The sequence below is a fragment of the Antiquaquibacter oligotrophicus genome, from assembly GCF_020535405.1.
Classification (GTDB): Bacteria; Actinomycetota; Actinomycetes; order Actinomycetales; family Microbacteriaceae; genus Rhodoglobus; species Rhodoglobus oligotrophicus.
This window is the reverse complement of sequence record NZ_CP085036.1, coordinates 916,397-931,557: the sequence shown is the minus strand read 5'-3', so window position 1 is coordinate 931,557 and position 15,161 is coordinate 916,397. Positions and strand designations below refer to the sequence as shown.

The 15,161-nt window shown below is 66.0% G+C and carries 17 protein-coding genes; 5 read left to right on the top strand and 12 right to left on the bottom strand.

Annotated elements, in window-relative coordinates:
- Positions 1–2: 2 nt before the first annotated feature.
- Positions 3–1,238 (bottom strand): hypothetical protein, encoded by a 1,236-nt coding sequence (locus LH407_RS04600; RefSeq protein ID WP_322132470.1) that lies wholly within the window; start codon positions 1,236–1,238, stop codon positions 3–5.
- 93 nt (positions 1,239–1,331) lie between these two features.
- Here LH407_RS04600 and cysS point away from each other — a divergent pair, with 93 nt between their 5' ends.
- Positions 1,332–2,744, top strand: a complete 1,413-nt coding sequence (gene cysS, locus LH407_RS04595; RefSeq protein WP_322132471.1) for a cysteine--tRNA ligase — start codon at positions 1,332–1,334, stop codon at positions 2,742–2,744.
- Entirely contained in the window at positions 2,741–3,736 is a 996-nt protein-coding gene (gene rlmB / locus LH407_RS04590; protein WP_322132472.1) for a 23S rRNA (guanosine(2251)-2'-O)-methyltransferase RlmB, read from the top strand. Before cysS ends, rlmB begins: the two co-directional genes overlap by 4 nt.
- Here rlmB and LH407_RS04585 read toward each other — a convergent pair whose 3' ends face one another.
- The 4 genes from LH407_RS04585 to LH407_RS04570 are packed head-to-tail and all read right to left on the bottom strand — an operon-like array spanning position 3,737 to position 7,918.
- Positions 3,737–5,101 (bottom strand): permease prefix domain 1-containing protein, encoded by a 1,365-nt coding sequence (locus LH407_RS04585; protein WP_322132473.1) that lies wholly within the window; start codon positions 5,099–5,101, stop codon positions 3,737–3,739.
- Position 5,102: 1 nt separating this feature from the next.
- Complete coding sequence (locus tag LH407_RS04580) at positions 5,103–5,447, bottom strand: PadR family transcriptional regulator (protein ID WP_322132474.1); 345 nt, start codon at positions 5,445–5,447, stop codon at positions 5,103–5,105.
- 47 nt (positions 5,448–5,494) lie between these two features.
- On the bottom strand, positions 5,495–6,766 hold the full coding sequence (locus LH407_RS04575; RefSeq protein WP_322132475.1) for a DUF4032 domain-containing protein: 1,272 nt from the start codon (positions 6,764–6,766) through the stop codon (positions 5,495–5,497).
- Positions 6,767–6,823: 57 nt separating this feature from the next.
- Positions 6,824–7,918, bottom strand: coding sequence for an ABC transporter ATP-binding protein (locus tag LH407_RS04570; RefSeq protein ID WP_322132476.1), 1,095 nt, complete (start codon positions 7,916–7,918; stop codon positions 6,824–6,826).
- Positions 7,919–8,134: 216 nt separating this feature from the next.
- Here LH407_RS04570 and LH407_RS04565 point away from each other — a divergent pair, with 216 nt between their 5' ends.
- From LH407_RS04565 to LH407_RS04555, 3 genes are read left to right on the top strand one after another with little or no spacing between them, the layout of a single operon-like run.
- A complete protein-coding gene (locus LH407_RS04565) occupies positions 8,135–9,052 on the top strand; it encodes a DsbA family protein (protein ID WP_322132477.1) in 918 nt (305 codons plus the stop codon).
- 37 nt (positions 9,053–9,089) lie between these two features.
- Positions 9,090–9,536 carry a hypothetical protein gene (locus tag LH407_RS04560; protein WP_322132478.1) on the top strand — a complete coding sequence of 149 codons (447 nt, stop codon included), beginning with the start codon at positions 9,090–9,092 and terminating at the stop codon, positions 9,534–9,536.
- A 27-nt stretch (positions 9,537–9,563) separates the two neighbouring features.
- On the top strand, positions 9,564–10,721 hold the full coding sequence (locus LH407_RS04555) for an SLC13 family permease (RefSeq protein WP_322132479.1): 1,158 nt from the start codon (positions 9,564–9,566) through the stop codon (positions 10,719–10,721).
- A 49-nt stretch (positions 10,722–10,770) separates the two neighbouring features.
- On the opposite strand, the gene LH407_RS04550 is transcribed toward LH407_RS04555, so the two are convergent.
- From LH407_RS04550 to LH407_RS04520, 7 genes are all read right to left on the bottom strand, one after another.
- A complete protein-coding gene (locus LH407_RS04550) occupies positions 10,771–12,564 on the bottom strand; it encodes an LPXTG cell wall anchor domain-containing protein (RefSeq protein WP_322132480.1) in 1,794 nt (597 codons plus the stop codon).
- A gap of 273 nt (positions 12,565–12,837) precedes the next feature.
- The gene (locus LH407_RS04545; protein ID WP_322132481.1) at positions 12,838–13,011 is read right to left on the bottom strand and encodes a CsbD family protein; all 174 of its coding nucleotides are present in this window, start codon (positions 13,009–13,011) and stop codon (positions 12,838–12,840) included.
- 28 nt (positions 13,012–13,039) lie between these two features.
- Entirely contained in the window at positions 13,040–13,588 is a 549-nt protein-coding gene (locus tag LH407_RS04540; RefSeq protein WP_322132482.1) for a hypothetical protein, read from the bottom strand.
- A complete protein-coding gene (locus LH407_RS04535) occupies positions 13,585–14,151 on the bottom strand; it encodes a hypothetical protein (protein ID WP_322132483.1) in 567 nt (188 codons plus the stop codon). The genes LH407_RS04540 and LH407_RS04535 overlap by 4 nt, the downstream gene beginning before the upstream one ends.
- Positions 14,148–14,441 (bottom strand): hypothetical protein, encoded by a 294-nt coding sequence (locus LH407_RS04530; protein WP_322132484.1) that lies wholly within the window; start codon positions 14,439–14,441, stop codon positions 14,148–14,150. Before LH407_RS04530 ends, LH407_RS04535 begins: the two co-directional genes overlap by 4 nt.
- 14 nt (positions 14,442–14,455) lie before the next feature.
- Positions 14,456–14,644, bottom strand: coding sequence for a hypothetical protein (locus tag LH407_RS04525; RefSeq protein WP_322132485.1), 189 nt, complete (start codon positions 14,642–14,644; stop codon positions 14,456–14,458).
- The gene (locus tag LH407_RS04520) at positions 14,641–15,063 is read right to left on the bottom strand and encodes an Asp23/Gls24 family envelope stress response protein (protein WP_322132486.1); all 423 of its coding nucleotides are present in this window, start codon (positions 15,061–15,063) and stop codon (positions 14,641–14,643) included. The genes LH407_RS04525 and LH407_RS04520 overlap by 4 nt, the downstream gene beginning before the upstream one ends.
- Positions 15,064–15,161 lie beyond the last annotated feature (98 nt).

Below are 15,161 nucleotides of genomic sequence, written 5' to 3'. Positions count from 1 at the left end.
CCCTACGCCGAGCGGCGGGCGCGACGCACAGCGACAAGACCGAGCGACCCAGCAAGGATGACGCCTCCCGCGAGCGCCACGATGCCGAGTGGCAGCCCGCCACCCGTTTTCGCCAGCGCGGACGGAGCGGGACCGGTCGACGGCGACGGTGACGGCGACGGCGGAACGGGTGCGGCACCGAGATAGGTGACCACCACAGTGCGGCCGACGGTTTCGAGGCTGTAGAGGTTGCCGAGCGACTCGAACTCCTCGCCCTCGACGATCGGGTCGCCTTCGGGTGTCGTGAAGTTCCAGAAGAACGCGGGACCTTCTTCGCGTTCTTGCTCGAGGATCACGAACTCGGTGCCGATGGTGGTGTCGGGCTCGAGGAGGAGGTCAAGCGCAGCACCGTCGATTTGGGTTCCCTCGAGTGTGACGATCGAGTCGGAGCTTCCGTCGGCGGCCAGCTCCAGCGCCAGCGTTGTGTTCTCGGTTGCGGTGAACTGGTTCCAGATCTCGAGCTGGGCGATCCCCTCGCCGTACTCGCCACTTCCGGGCGCAACCCAGCCTTCGTCGGCGAGGAGTCGCTCGAGGGAGCCGTTGCCCGAGATAGCTCCACCCTCGAGCACCCATGCTGTGCCCGCGCCGTCGCCCACGATGTGTACGAGGCCTTCCTGCACCTGCACTCCGTCGGCGACTCCACCGGCACCGACAACCTGGAGCACACCGGTTCCCGTCTTCACTACTCCTCCGGCGAAACCGACACCATCAAGTTGCCCGATCGAGGCCCAACCATCGACGTCGAAGGTTGTTGTGCCCGATTCGACCCGGATGTTCGACGGGAAGTCGACTGCGCCCGAGGCAGACACACTGACCGTCTGGTCGCCGTTCAGTCGCAGCTCCGGGCTGATCTCGACATCCGCTGCCGTCACGGTGATGCCGACGGTTCCCGCGGGGTTGATCTCAATGGGCCACCCGGAGATGGTGACGCCAGCACCACTCACGTCGAGCCGATCCGCAACGAAGGGATTGGCGAGGTTGTTTTCGGAGTACCCATCGACCCCGACTACTGGGAAGAACAGCGCATCGCCCGCGTTAGGTACGGCACCGGAGACCCAGTTGCCCGGCTGGTCCCAGCCGACGCCGAGATCGCCGTCCCACGTGACATCCGCGGCGAATGCGGTAGACGGCGCGGCAAGAACAAGAGTCAGGGATGCGGATGCAGCGGCAGCAACCGCCAGCGGACGGGGGAGAGCCATGGGGTGAGGCTACACGAAGGGGTCTCTTCTTTATAGGCCCCCTCTCACCCGATCACGCGAGGCGCGAAACCACGCCGACAGTAGAATTGCCCGGTGACCGTACGCCTCTACGATTCCCGCGCCCAGGCCGTGGTGGATTTCGCTCCACTCGAACCCGGCAAGGTGAGCATGTACGTGTGCGGTCCGACCGTGCAGTCGTCGCCGCACATCGGCCACCTGCGTTCGGCCCTCGTCTACGACCTGTGGCGCCGGTGGCTGAGCTACCGCTCGTTCGATGTCACCCTCGTTCGCAACGTCACCGACATCGACGACAAGGTGCTCGACAACGCGACCGAGCACGAGGCATGGTGGGCCCTCGCGTACCGCATCGAACTGGAGTTCTCGGCGGGTTACTCGGCGCTCGGCATCCAGCCGCCGACGTACGAGCCGCGTGCGACGGCGAGCATCCCGCAGATGGTGGCGATCATCGAGCGTCTCATCGAGCGTGGTCACGCATACCCGGCGCCGGATGACTCGGGCGACGTCTACTTCGACACTGCATCGTGGCCCTCCTACGGCGAACTCACGCGGCAGAAGGCCGACGACATGGTCGCGGCCACCGACGCCGACCCGCGCGGCAAGCGCGATCCGCGTGACTTCGCCCTGTGGAAGGGCACCAAAACCGGCGAGCCGGAGAGCGCAAGCTGGGCCTCTCCCTGGGGTGCCGGTCGCCCCGGCTGGCATATCGAGTGCTCGGCGATGTCGAGTCGCTACCTCGGTGCGGCATTCGACATCCACGGTGGCGGGCTTGACCTGCGCTTCCCGCACCACGAGAACGAGCTCGCCCAGACCACGGCGGCGGGCGACGCCTTCGCGAGCTACTGGGTGCACAACGGTCTGGTGAACGTCAACGGCCAGAAGATGTCAAAGTCGCTCGGCAACTCCCTCTACGCGGCCGAGTTTCTGGCAATGGCGCGCCCGATCGCGGTGCGGTACTACCTCGGCACCGCCCACTACCGTTCGACCATCGACTACCACGACGGCGCTCTGCTCGAGGCCGAAGCCGCCGTGGAACGTATCGAAGCCTTCCTCTCGCGCGCGTCCTCGCGTCTCGACGGAACGCGGTACGCCGGTTCCGGAGTCGAGCAGGTGCCGGAGGCCTTCGCCGACGCGATGGACGACGACCTGTCCGTTCCGCAGGCAATCGCGGTGCTGCACGACACCGTTCGTGCCGGCAACACGGCGCTCGACGACGAGGACCTCGCAGCCGTGGCATCCGCTCGCGGAGCGGTGCTCGCCATGACCGAAATCCTCGGTATCAACCCGTTGTCGCCGCAGTGGCGCACGGATGCCGCAGAGCCCGCCGAGCGCGCGCTGGCAAGCCTCGTCGACTCCCTCGTCGCCGACCGCAATGCCGCGCGCGCGGCCAAAGATTTCACCACAGCCGATCGCATTCGCGACGAACTCGCCGCAGCCGGCATCACCGTCGAGGACGGTGCCGGCGCGACACGATGGAGCCTCTCATGAAGAATCCCGGCAACAAGCCGCGCGCCGGAGCCGTCCGTAAGGCCCGCAAGGGCCCCCAGGTGGGCTCGGGCGGCCAGGGCCGCCAGGCGCTCGAGGGCCGCAAGCCGACCCCCAAGGCGGAGGACCGCCCGTATCACCCCGCCGGCAAGCGCAAGGCCGCGCGCGAGCGTTATGAGGCGGCGAGCGCCAAGCGCACCGGTTCGAAGCCCCAGCAGCAGCAACGCGCGCCCAAGCGCGGTGACGAGTCGGAGCTCGTGACGGGCCGCAACTCGGTGCTCGAGGTGCTGCGCGCCCGTATCCCGTCGTCGACGCTCTACATCGCTGCTCGGATCGAGTTCGACGAGCGCATCAAGGAGATCCTGCACATCGCCACCGGCCGCGGGATCCCCGTGCTCGAGGTCATGCGCCCGGAGCTCGATCGCCTTACCGGAGCCGACTCGGTGCACCAGGGTGTCGCACTCAAGGTACCGCCGTACGAGTACGCGAACCCGCTGGACCTGCTCGACAAAACGATCTCGCGTGGCCAGGTGCCGCTCTTCGTGGCGCTCGACGGCGTAACCGATCCGCGTAACCTCGGCGCGATCATCCGCTCGGTTGCTGCCTTCGGCGGCCAGGGTGTGATTGTGCCCCAGCGTCGCTCGGTCGGTATGACCGCCTCGGCATGGAAGACGTCAGCGGGCGCGGCAGCACGCACGCCGGTTGCCATGGCGACCAACCTCAACCAGACGATCAAAGCCTTCAAGGAACGTGGCGTTTTTGTGCTCGGTCTGGACGGCGGCGGGGATGTTTCGCTGCCGTCCCTTCAGCTGGCCAAGGAGCCGGTGCTCGTTGTCGTGGGAAGCGAGGGTAAGGGGCTCTCGCGCCTGGTCACGGAGAACTGCGACGCCGTCGTGTCGATTCCGATCAGCGCCTCGACCGAGTCTCTCAACGCCGGTATCGCCGCGAGCGTCACCCTCTACGAGATCGCTACCCTGCGCGCGGGCAAGCGCTAGTTACCCGAAGAGGAACGCCGGTGGCAGAGCCACCACAACGAGGGCGAGCCACCCAGCGAACACGGGCAGATAGCCGGTCTGCCAGCGCTCCAGGTGCACGATGGGCGCCCCACCTAGGTGGCGTGCGGAAAACCACGCTGTTCCGATCAGATTGACGAGCAGAACGATGTTGAGGCCGAGCGCCGCAACCCGGTTCGGCGTCAACCCGAGGTCGCCCACTCGCGCGAACATGAGGATCAGCACGATCACGTCGAGCAGAATCGCGGCGACCACCGCGACAAGCCGCAGCACGTCCATCACACCCGGTGCTCGGTCGGACGGTCGCGCGGAGATCCCGTAGACGACGAGGGCTACAACGATGATCATGAGTACGTCGAAGCCCGCGAGGAGTTCGCGGTTGAAGTCCTCGGGTCGCAGCGCGGCGTAACCGACGGCCGCGACCAAAAGCAGCGCGGCGAACAGCGGCGTGAAGATCGCCGTGAGTACCGGTGCGAGGTTCTCGATCATGCTCTTTTTTGCCTCAACGAGCCACGCGGCGACGATGACCGCGGCCGCGCCACCGGCGGGCATGACCCAGACGAAGATCTCGCCGATCGCATCGGGCATGATCGGCGCGAGCACGAGGGAGGTCAGCGACAGCAGCACGCCACCGCCGATCACGATGAGCAGGACGTAAATCACCCACTCGCCCGTGAACCTCACAAAGTCCATACGCTCCGACGACGACCGCAGGTCGCGAACGTAGAGGGCGCCCATCAGGAACCACAGCAGGAATGGCAGGTGGAGGGAGACAATCACTTCGCTCGAGCTGTCGCTGGAGTAGGGAAAGACGTTGATGGCGATACCGAGCGCGATGGTGGCTGCGGCGATGACTCCGACGCGAGCCAGGCTCGACCTGCGTGTGTAGGCGAAGTAGGCCCCGAGCACCGGGAGGACGAACAGGCTGAAGCTCCGTCCGAACCACGGCTGGATGGGCTCGTCGAGGAAGCGGGTGTCGCTGTATCCGCCCATGGCGAGGAGCCTCGCGGAGTGGAGAACCACGATCGCGACCGCGGCAAATGCGATCATGACGCCCACCGACTGACGCGTCGAGCCGTCGGAGGATCGCCCCGGGGTCACCAGTTGCTTCCACAGTCGGTCGCCGTGTTCACGCGCGTATTCGGCGGTGACGGCATCAACCTGGCCGATTCGACGGACCGCGATGAGGAATGCCTCGTCGTCCGTGAGGCCAGCGGCGGCAAGGTCGGAGGCCTGGTCGCGGAGGTGTTCTTCGAGTTCGTCGGCGTCGGCATCCGTCACCGCGTCGCTGCGCAGAAGGGCCTTTCGCCATGCGGCGATCTGCTCGTCAAGTGTGTCGGTCTTCATGTCACACTCCCAGGAGGGGCTCTCGACCCCAGAGGTTGTCGAGGGTTCGGGTGGCGGTCGCCCACTGTTGTCGTTGTTCGGCGAGCTGGGCAAGCCCCGCTTCGGTGATCTCGTAGTACTTGCGGCGGCGACCCTCGGGGGAGCGGCCCCATTCGGCGCGCACGTAGTCGAGTCGCTCGAGTCGGTGGAGGAGCGGGTAGAGCATGCCGTCGGTCCACGTGAGTTCCCCGGCGGAGAGGTCACGCACCCGCCCGAGGATCGCGTAGCCGTAGCTAGAACCCTCCGCGAGGATCGCCAATACGAGGGGTGTCGCCATCGCGGCGACGAGATCCTTGTCGATGTTCACGCCGCCACTATACCTCGCAGTTCTAGGGATAGTGCTTCAAGGTATGTCTAGACGTTGAGGCGCCAGTCTCCCTCGACGTCAATGGGGGCCGTGAACGTGCCCGTCGCGGGGTTGAAGATCGTCGCCTCGTCGCGCCGGTGACGCAACACGGTATCGATGTAGCTCGACACTGCCTCGGCGAGCGGAACATCGCGGCTCTCGTTCTGCGACAGGTACCAACGGTGATCGAGCAACTGGTGGAAGATCTCCGCAGGCTCGAGCTTGCCCTTCAGATCCTTCGGGATAGCACGGATGACCGGCTCGAAGACCTTCGCAGTCCACTCGTGCGCAACCACTTCCTCGTCGGCGTCGGGCTTGCCGTAGCGAGCGCGATACGAGTCCAGGTCGTTGAGCAGGCGCCTCGCCTGGTTCTCCTGGGCGTCGAGTCCGGTCAGCCTGAGAAGACGGCGGGAGTGATGGCCGGCGTCGACGACCTTCGGCTGAATGCGCACCTGGGTGCCCGTGTCATCGGTGACGATCGCGAGTTCCTCGATGTCGAAACCGAGATCGTTGAGCCGCTCGATGCGCGAATTGATGCGCCACCGCTCCGACTGATCGAACTGCTCGGGGCCCGTCAGTTCTTTCCACAGCGTGCGGTAGCGATCGACGATGCCGTCACTGATCGCGACCGGGTCGATGTCCTCCTCAAGGCGACCGCCAGCCTGAAGGTCGAGAAGCTCGCCGGCAATATTGATGCGGGCGATCTCCAGATCGTTCTCGCGCTGACCGTTCGAGAGCCTGTCGTAGAGCTGCCCCGTCTCGGCATCCACGAGGTAGGCGGCAAACGCGCCAGCGTCACGGCGGAAAAGGGTGTTGGAGAGCGAAACATCACCCCAGAAGAAGCCGACGATGTGCAGACGCACAAGGAGTACGGCGAGAGCATCGACCAGTCGCGTCGCTGTTTCCGGACGGAGGCTCTGCGAATAGATCGCGCGGTAGGGGAGCGAGAACCGCAGGTGACGTGTGACGAGCACGGAGGCGAGTTCCTCGCCGTCATCCGCCACACGATCGGTGATGACGGCGACGGGTTCGACACACGGCACATCGAGACGTTGAAGTGTTCGGAGCATCTCGTACTCGCGCCGAGCGAGCTCAGAGGAGGTCTCCTTGATGGCGACAACGTAGTCGCCGAGAGTTGCGAAGCGCACGAGATGGCGCGAGATGCCCTTGGGTAGGGCGGTGATGGCATCCTCCGGCCACGACTCGAGCGGGAGGTTCCAGGGGAGATCGAGAAGACCGGGGTCGGCAATCGCCGACGTGATGTTGAGTGCGCCGCTCATCGGGATCCGTTCGATCTCGGGTGACGCGGAACGTTCCGCGCCACCCGAGACTGCGAACTAGGCTGCGACCTTGGAGCTGAGGCGCTCGCCGGTCGAGGACTCGAACACGTGAATGTGGTTGGGCTCGGGCGAGACAACAACCTTGTCACCCGCGTACGGGTGCGAACGGCCGTCGACGCGAGCCACGATGTCGACACGGTTGCCGTCGATCTCGGTGTGACCGTAGAGGTAGCCGTCGGCGCCGAGCTCCTCGACAACGTCGACCTCGACGGGGAGACCCTCGCCGGTGGTCGAGACGATGAGGTCCTCCGGGCGCACACCGATGGTGACCTTGGACTCCTTGGTGTGGCTGAGTGTCTCGCGGTCAACCTTGGCGGTCGCCGTGCCGAACTTCAGACCACCGTCGACGACGTCCGCGTCGAACAGGTTCATCGCGGGGCTTCCGATGAAGCCGGCGACGAACACATTCTGCGGGGCCTCGTACAGGTCACGCGGGGTGCCGACCTGCTGCAGGATGCCGTCCTTGAGGACCGCGATGCGGTCACCCATGGTGAGGGCCTCAGTCTGGTCGTGCGTGACGTAGACGGTCGTGACGCCGAGGCGACGCTGCAGCGACGCGATCTGCGTACGCGTCTGCACACGAAGCTTCGCGTCGAGGTTGGAGAGGGGCTCGTCCATGAGGAAGACCTGCGGCTGACGAACGATCGCGCGACCCATGGCCACACGCTGACGCTGACCACCGGAGAGGGCCTTCGGCTTACGCGCGAGGTAGGGCTCCAAGTCGAGCAACTTCGCAGCCTCGAGCACACGGGTGGCGCGCTCCTCCTTGTTGACGCCGGCGATCTTGAGCGCGAAGCCCATGTTCTCGGCCACCGTCATGTGCGGGTACAGCGCGTAGTTCTGGAACACCATCGCGATGTCGCGGTCCTTCGGCGGGACGTCGGTCACGTCGCGGTCGCCGATAAAGATGTGCCCATCGTTGACCTCTTCAAGGCCGGCGAGCATACGCAGCGTGGTGGACTTTCCGCAGCCAGAGGGGCCGACCAGAACGAGAAACTCGCCGTCGGCGATCTCGAGGTCGATCTTGTCGACAGCGGGGCGGGTGGAACCCGGGTAGAGACGGGTTGCCTTATCAAAAGTGACTGATGCCATGCGAAACTAACTCCTTCACCGGCAGGTACGTGCCGGACGATCCGTAGTGAATGGATGCGGCGGCCGAGGCCACCACCTCTCAGTATGACACCGCTCGGCCGACCTCGGTTAGCCAACTCCCAGCGACCTCTCCTAGAATTCCCGAGGCGCGCGAACCATACGCATGCATCGGATGGCGGCGTTGCCCTTCCCCGACGCCCGATGAATGAGGTCCGAGTGAGCGACTCCAGCGACGCAAAGCTCTCCAAGAACGCACAGCGAGAGGCAGCCCGCGAAAAGGCTCGCCAGCTCCGTGAGGAACAGAAGAAGAAGGAGCGCCGCAACCGCTTCCTCCTTCAGGGGGGCATCGTTGTGGCCGTGCTCGCGGTCATCGCGATCGTGGGACTCGTGATCGTCAACTCGGTGCGGCCGGAAGGCCCCGGCCCCGCGAACATGGCCAGCGACGGCATCCGTATCGGTGAAGGCTTCCTCGCGACCGAGACGCCCGCCCTCCAGCCCGGCGCCGATCCGGTGCCGAACGAGCGCGCCGAAGGTGAGCTCAGCATCACGATGTACGTCGACTACCTGTGCCCGATCTGCCGCCAGTTCGAGGAGACGAACGCGGACTACATCTCGAGCCTCCTGGAGAACGGCGGCGCGACGCTCGAGATTCACCCGATCGCGATCCTCGACCGGGCGTCGCAGGGTACGAAGTACTCGACGCGCGCGGCCAATGCCGCGGCCTGCGTCGCCGACTCGGTACCCAACCAGTTCTACGACTACCACCTCCAGCTCTTCGTGAGGCAGCCGGCAGAGAACACGGCGGGGCTGTCCGACGACGAACTCATTGAATTCCTCGGGGACGCGGGGATCGAGGACACCGGCGGCGGGATCGCCGAGTGCATCCGCTCGCAGGAGTTCCGGCCATGGGTCGCGGCATCCACCGAGCGGGCCTTGACCGGACCCCTCCCGGACTCGAACGTGGACAAGGTCGAGGGAACACCCACAGTCATCGTTAATGGCGAGAAGTACGAGGGTGCGCCCAACGACCTGGCTGCCTTCCAGGCCTTCGTCGTGAGCGCGGCGGGCGAAACCTTCATCGAGTCGACCACTCCGACGCCGACGCCGACGCCCACGCCGACCCCGAACGGTTGATCTAGCGTCCCCCGAGCTCGCGGGCTACCGTGGGGTCATGAGGGGAGCTCGGGTTGGTGTCAGTGGTGCGATTCTCGCGCTGGCTCTGAGCGCATGTAGTGGCACCCCGGGTTACCTGGTCTTTGACCGACCGCAAACCGAGAAAGATGCACTGGGGCCGGAGTTCGATGTCGTAGACACCAGCCACCTCCTTCCCGAGACGGTGCGCTACGAGACGACGTATGACGGCATAGACCTTTACCTCGCGCGCACTCGAGAAGGGCACTTCTGTCTCGCCCTGGCGTCCAGCTGGACGGCGATGACGTCATGCGGTGGACCTGGTGGCCCCTTCGGCGTCTCGGGTCCCCTCGGAGCGTTCCAGGTCTATCCGGCACCGGTCCCCGAGGAGGACGGTTGGCTCGTGCTGACGGACAACATTCGTGTTGAGTTGCCGCGCGAGAAGTACGTCACCACTCCGGGGCCAGCGGCTACCCCGTCACCGTAGCTGTCCACGAGCGCGCAGAATAGGTCGGTGCGTCTCGCGATCCTCGGGGCCGCGCTGCTGGTCGTCGGCGGCGTTGCCCTCGTCACCGGCATCCTCCCCACCGAGGACGCGCTCGCCGTCGCCGATCGCGTCTGGCCGATCCTTCTCTTCGCCGTCGCGATAACCGTTGTTGCCGAACTCGCATCGGAAGCCGGCGTTTTCAGCGCCGTCGCCGAGCGGACGGCCAGGCTTGCGCGGGGACGCACCTGGCTGCTGTGGCTCCTCGTGGTCGCCATCGCCGTTGTCAGCACAGCGTTTCTGAGCCTCGACACCACCGCCGTGCTCCTCACCCCCGTGGTGGTGCTCGTGGCGGCCGCGCACGGACTGCCGCCGATGCCGTTCGCGCTCACCACGGTCTGGCTCGCCAACACGGCGTCGCTCGTACTGCCCGTGTCGAACCTCACGAACCTGCTCTCGCTCCACGCCCTCGGGTTCACCGACCCGTGGCGGTTCTTCCTGCTCTTGGCGGTGCCCTCCCTCATTGCGATCGTCGTGCCGTGTGTGTTCTTGTTCCTGATCTTCCGCCGTCAGCTGACCGGGCGTTTTGTCGCGCACGCGACGGGCACCCCGGAGGACAGGGTGTTGTTCTGGTGGAGCGCCGGCGTGCTCATCGCGCTCCTCCCACTTCTAGTCACGGGCATCCCGGTGTGGATTCCGACCGTCGCCGCCGCACTGCTGCTTACCGTCGTCTTCGCCCTTCGTCGCCGATCGGTTCTTCGATTCGCGCTCATCCCCTGGCAGCTGGTCGTTTTCGCTTCCGGCCTGTTCCTCGTTGTCGAGGCCGGGCATTCGCTCGGGATGACGTCGGCGCTCGCCACTGTTGCTGGCAGCGGCACCGACCCGCTCAGTCTCCTGCAGCTCTCGTTCACCGGAATGGCCGGCTCGAACGTCGTGAACAACCTTCCGGCCTACCTCGCGCTCGAGCCCGTCGCCGGATCCCCGGAACGCATCGCGGCTCTCCTCATCGGGGTCAATGCTGGTCCGCTCATTACTCCTTGGGCTTCGCTTGCGACCCTGTTGTGGCATTCGCGCCTGAAGTCCCTCGGGGTGGACATCCGCTGGTCTCGCTACGTGCTTCTCGGGCTCATCGTTGCACCCCTCACCGTTGCGGCGGCGACCGTGGGGTTGGCGCTCGTCGCCAGGTAGACGAGGGCCTCCGCACGGTTGGGGTGACCGCGCGAAGACCCTCGAACCTTTAGTGGCGCGCGGCGCGCCGTCGGCTCAGGTACACCGCTCCTGCGCCGGCGAGAAGCACGGCCAAGCCGATCCCGAGAGCGGGGCCAGTCGCGCTACCGCCCGTATGCGCCAGCACCGTACTCGACGGCTTTGTCGGCGCCACCGGGGTGGAACATTCCGTCGCCGTCGGAGCTACGAACGCGAAGGCTGGCGGGTTGACCCACTCCGGTTCGAGCTGGTGGGGCTCCACGGCCTGAGCGGTGACCGTGGCGAGGCCGGGCGCCGCAGGGTAGGTTCCCACAGTCAGGCCGGAGGCACCGTTGACGGTGAACCGCACGAAGTCCGGGTTGTAGCCCTCTGCGACTCCGAGTGTGATGCTGCCCTGCGAGGTGCACGTGAACTGCGTGAACGAGACCGTGGGCAGCACGAGCGATTGCACCGGGAGGTCACAGGGCGGAGCTGTCGGGTCGAGCGGTCCGTCGAGCTCGCCTTGGAAGGTGAGCTGACTGAGGCCTCCCTCGAATGTCGCGTCACCGGTCGCGGTGGCGGTGACCGAGTAGTTGCTCGGCCCAACGGGTCCGGAAACCTCGCCCCACGTGGCGTTGACGACCGGCCCGAGGACGAGCATCTCGCCGGATTCACACGTTGCCGGGGTGATGCTCACCTCGGCGGTAGCTATCTTCGGGGTGACCTCGGTTCCGCATCCCTGCTCGAAGAACGCTTGTCCCTCGGCATCCCAATTCAACCCGGGGAAGTTGATCACCTGCCCCTGCTTCACATAGGAGAAGGGCGGCACGATGTCTTCGAAGTTCTGATGAGTGTCGTGGCCTGCCTGGAAAAACGCGTTGACGGATGTTTCGAGCAGCACATACGGGTTCTGCTCGCTGCCCGTGGCGTGGCAGAACTCAATCTTCTTGACCTCGGTGGTGTCGCACGACAGACCGCTGTCGATCGGATCGAGTTGGCCTTCGAAGACCAGCTCTCCGGCTCCTCCGGCGAACTCGGCGCCATCGTCGGCCGTTGCGACCACACGGTAGTCGAGGTCCCCTTCCGGGTCGGTCACGGTGCCCCAGGATGCATTGGTGATCGCTCCCAGCACCAGGAGTTGCGGGGATGAGCAGGTCGCGGCGGTGAAGGACACCGACGCCGTCGCGAGGAGAGGCTGATCGTCGGGTGTCGAACAGCCAGCGTTGAAGATCGCTTGCCCCTCGGCATCCCAGTTCAAACCCGGGAAGTCGATCGTGTCGCCCTGCTTGACGTAGCTGAAGGGCGGCACGATGTCCTCGAAGTTCTGATGCGTATCGTGGCCCGCCTGGAAGAACGCATTCACCGACGTTTCGATGAAGTTGAACGGGTTCGTCTCGCTGGCCGTGGCATGGCAGAACGCGATCTTTTTGGTCGCTCCGTCATCCTCGGGTTTCGCTGCGAAACTCGCCGAGGCCGAGGTCGCGACCGCGCCGTCCAGGGAGGACCGTTGCGTCGACGGCGTGTTCGGCTGCGCCGGCTCTTGGGCGGGGGTCGGCTGGGCTGGGGTCGGCTGGGCTGGGGGTGCTTCTGCGACGGGTTCCGCTGCCGGCTCGGGTTGCGGAAGTGTTGCCTCGGTTTCTACGGACGTGACTTCGGTCGTTACTTCGGGTGCTGGCTCGGGCGCTGCTTCAGGAGCTGTCCCGGGTGCGATCGTCTCGGTGGCTTCCACCACGGTTGTCGCGGTCGACACTGTCTCGTCGGCGACGGCGGGTAGGGCACCGATGACGGACGATCCGCCAATCAGGATGACCGCCCCGAGGGTCGCCAAATACTGGTTTCTGTACATGGTCGGGTTCTTTCGTGCACTGCGGACGTGCCGGGGGATACCAGGGGCGTGCGACGCCGAATGGCCGACGATGGGCGAGTGGCACCGGGAAAGCGAACCCATCGGGAGAGGGGCGAACCTCGGGTGTATCACCTTCTTGGTACGAGGCGGCTCCTCATTGAGCCGCCAGGCTAGGGTCAGCGGGTGGCGAAACTGTAGCATGTCCCCCTTAAGGAGGACAAGAGGGCGGGGCCCGGTCGAAGATCCGACCGGGCCCCGCCCTCTGTTGAGGGATTACTTCTTGAAGGCGTCTTTGACGTCCTCGACGGTGTCCTTCGCAGCCGCCTTCACCTGGTCGGCCTTGCCCTCGGCGACGAGCTTGTCGTTACCGGTCACCTTGCCGACCGCCTCCTTGCCCTTGCCGATGAGATCCTCGGCTGCGTTCTTGATCTTGTCGTCTGCACCCATGATGGGCTCCTTTCGTTGGGCGTCCCGATCAGGAGACGCGCTTCTCGCGCGCACGGATGATGCGCGCCCCGGTGATGTGAACGACCACCGGAAGTCTGCTTTCGAGTTGTGTGTCGACCTCGGCCACGGCCAGCGCAACGTCATCGCGCACTCGCTCGATGTCGGCGCCCGAGCGAACCGTCACCGTGAGGGCGAGGGTCGCTGCGCGGCGGACACGGTAGGCATTCACACTCACCCCGACGATGTCCTGCCGGTTTGCGAGCTGCGCCGACACGAGATCCGAGACGACCCGCACATCCACCTCCACGACGCCGAACGGCGTGTTCTCGTGAATCACGTCATGCGTGCTCCCTCGACCCCGCGTCACGATCCAGGCGATCGAGAGCGCTACGACGATCCCACTGGCTCCCGCGAGGTACCAGAGGGCCGCGCCCTCGACCGCGGGGAGGGCGGGAATCGAGATTGTCGGGATGAGGGCGGGGTACGCGCGCACCGTCACGTAGGCAGCCGCTACCAGCGCCGCGAGGCCGACGAGCGCCAGCAGCATCCGGTTGATCACACGATTGCTCGAGGTCATGAGCCCACCACCCCGCTCTCGGCGATGACGGCCCGCACGCGCGGACGCGAACGGAGGGCGAGACGGTCAGTGAGATCGTCCGCCGCCGCTTGGACCGCAGCGGCATCGACGGGGAAGCCACTCGTGGGCGTCACCGAAATGGACGCCCGGCGACCGCCGACCTCGGTCCGCACACGACCCTGACCGACGGATGCCGCGCCCCGAGCAACACGGGACATCGAGCTCGCGAGAACCGAATCGTCCACGATCACCGCAAGTCGATCGTGCGAGAGCACGCGTCGTGGGCGTCGGCCGGGCGCAACCGCGATGACCACGAGGATGATCCCCACGATTCCCGCGGCGGCCGCAACGGCCAACGTTGTGGGACCGGGCTCCGAGACTGCCGCTGCGATCTGGGAGGGTGTAGCGAGCAGAGCCGGCTGACCGATCGCCGCCAGAACCGCTTCCGCGGCGACGTACGCCGCAGCCACCGCAAGAAGCAGGAGCGCGACGCACACCGCGAGCGAGCGGGAGCGGTGAAGCGCTCGACGCGTCACGCGTTGGTAGAGACGCTGCTCGTTCATGAGACTCGTGGTCCTTTCGTGATGTGTGCTGCTGTGATGCGGATATCGACGGAGCCGATCTGGCTGCCGGTGAGCCGCGTTACGTCGCGCGCGATGGTGGTGCGCGCCTCGCCGACCCGCGTGAGGATGCCAGGGCCTCCGGTTGTCACGCCGAGCGGAGCATCCACGCGGACCGCCAACCTGCCGTCGCGGTCACGCAATGTCACCCCGACGTCGGATGCCGCGACACCGAGGTGACCGGCGGCCACCGCCCGCGCCACCGCCTCGAGGGCGCGGGCGGTGATCGCCACCCGTCCGCCCTGCATCAGAGACCGCGGCGACCCCGCGCCGCATCGGCGACGGCTCGCAGATCGAGTCGACCACTCGCCGCGGCACCGGCAACCCCGCCGATGGTCGCGAAAACGACCGCCAGCAGGAAGCCCCAGAATCCGAAGGCGAGAGCTATCGCCGCGAGAGCGAGCCCGGCTCCGACACCGAAGGTCACACCGGTCATGAGACGCGCACCTCGGTCTCGGTGTCGTCCTCGCCGGGGATGTGTACGTCAGAGACGGTCACGTTGATCTCGGCGACCTCCATACCGACGAGCTGCTCGATCGCTCGGGCCACAGCGGCGCGAACGTCGGCGGCCACAACTTGGAGGGGCTCCGGGTAGGCGACGACGATCGTCACATCAACGGCGACCTGGGTCTCCCCAACCTCGACCTTGACTCCCTGACCGAGGTCAGCTCCGCCGATCGCCTCGCGAATGGCGCCAACCACTCGGGCGGCACCGCCGCCGAGAGCGAAAACCCCCGGAACCTCGCGGGCTGCGATTCCCGCGATCTTGGCAACCACGGGGTCGACGATGACGGTCTTTCCGGTTGCCGAGCCTGCGACGATGGGGCTTGCCGTGGTGATGACCTTCTCAGCCATGTTCTCTCCTTGCTCGTCGGCCCTTGTGGGGCCGTTTATCGTTGTCCTAGAGCAGACGTACTGAATTCGGAGAACGTCACGGTGCGGAGTGGAGTTTT

Bases quoted from the DNA above. Each gene is read 5' to 3' on its own strand.
- LH407_RS04600 (WP_322132470.1), bottom strand. From the start codon at position 1,238: ATGGCTCTCCCCCGTCCGCTGGCGGTTGCTGCCGCTGCATCCGCATCC.
- rlmB (WP_322132472.1), top strand. From the start codon at position 2,741: ATGAAGAATCCCGGCAACAAGCCGCGCGCCGGAGCCGTCCGTAAGGCC.
- LH407_RS04585 (WP_322132473.1), bottom strand. From the start codon at position 5,101: ATGAAGACCGACACACTTGACGAGCAGATCGCCGCATGGCGAAAGGCC.
- LH407_RS04575 (WP_322132475.1), bottom strand. From the start codon at position 6,766: ATGAGCGGCGCACTCAACATCACGTCGGCGATTGCCGACCCCGGTCTT.
- LH407_RS04570 (WP_322132476.1), bottom strand. From the start codon at position 7,918: ATGGCATCAGTCACTTTTGATAAGGCAACCCGTCTCTACCCGGGTTCC.
- LH407_RS04560 (WP_322132478.1), top strand. From the start codon at position 9,090: ATGAGGGGAGCTCGGGTTGGTGTCAGTGGTGCGATTCTCGCGCTGGCT.
- LH407_RS04550 (WP_322132480.1), bottom strand. From the start codon at position 12,564: ATGTACAGAAACCAGTATTTGGCGACCCTCGGGGCGGTCATCCTGATT.
- LH407_RS04545 (WP_322132481.1), bottom strand. From the start codon at position 13,011: ATGGGTGCAGACGACAAGATCAAGAACGCAGCCGAGGATCTCATCGGC.
- LH407_RS04540 (WP_322132482.1), bottom strand. From the start codon at position 13,588: ATGACCTCGAGCAATCGTGTGATCAACCGGATGCTGCTGGCGCTCGTC.
- LH407_RS04535 (WP_322132483.1), bottom strand. From the start codon at position 14,151: ATGAACGAGCAGCGTCTCTACCAACGCGTGACGCGTCGAGCGCTTCAC.
- LH407_RS04525 (WP_322132485.1), bottom strand. From the start codon at position 14,644: ATGACCGGTGTGACCTTCGGTGTCGGAGCCGGGCTCGCTCTCGCGGCG.
- LH407_RS04520 (WP_322132486.1), bottom strand. From the start codon at position 15,063: ATGGCTGAGAAGGTCATCACCACGGCAAGCCCCATCGTCGCAGGCTCG.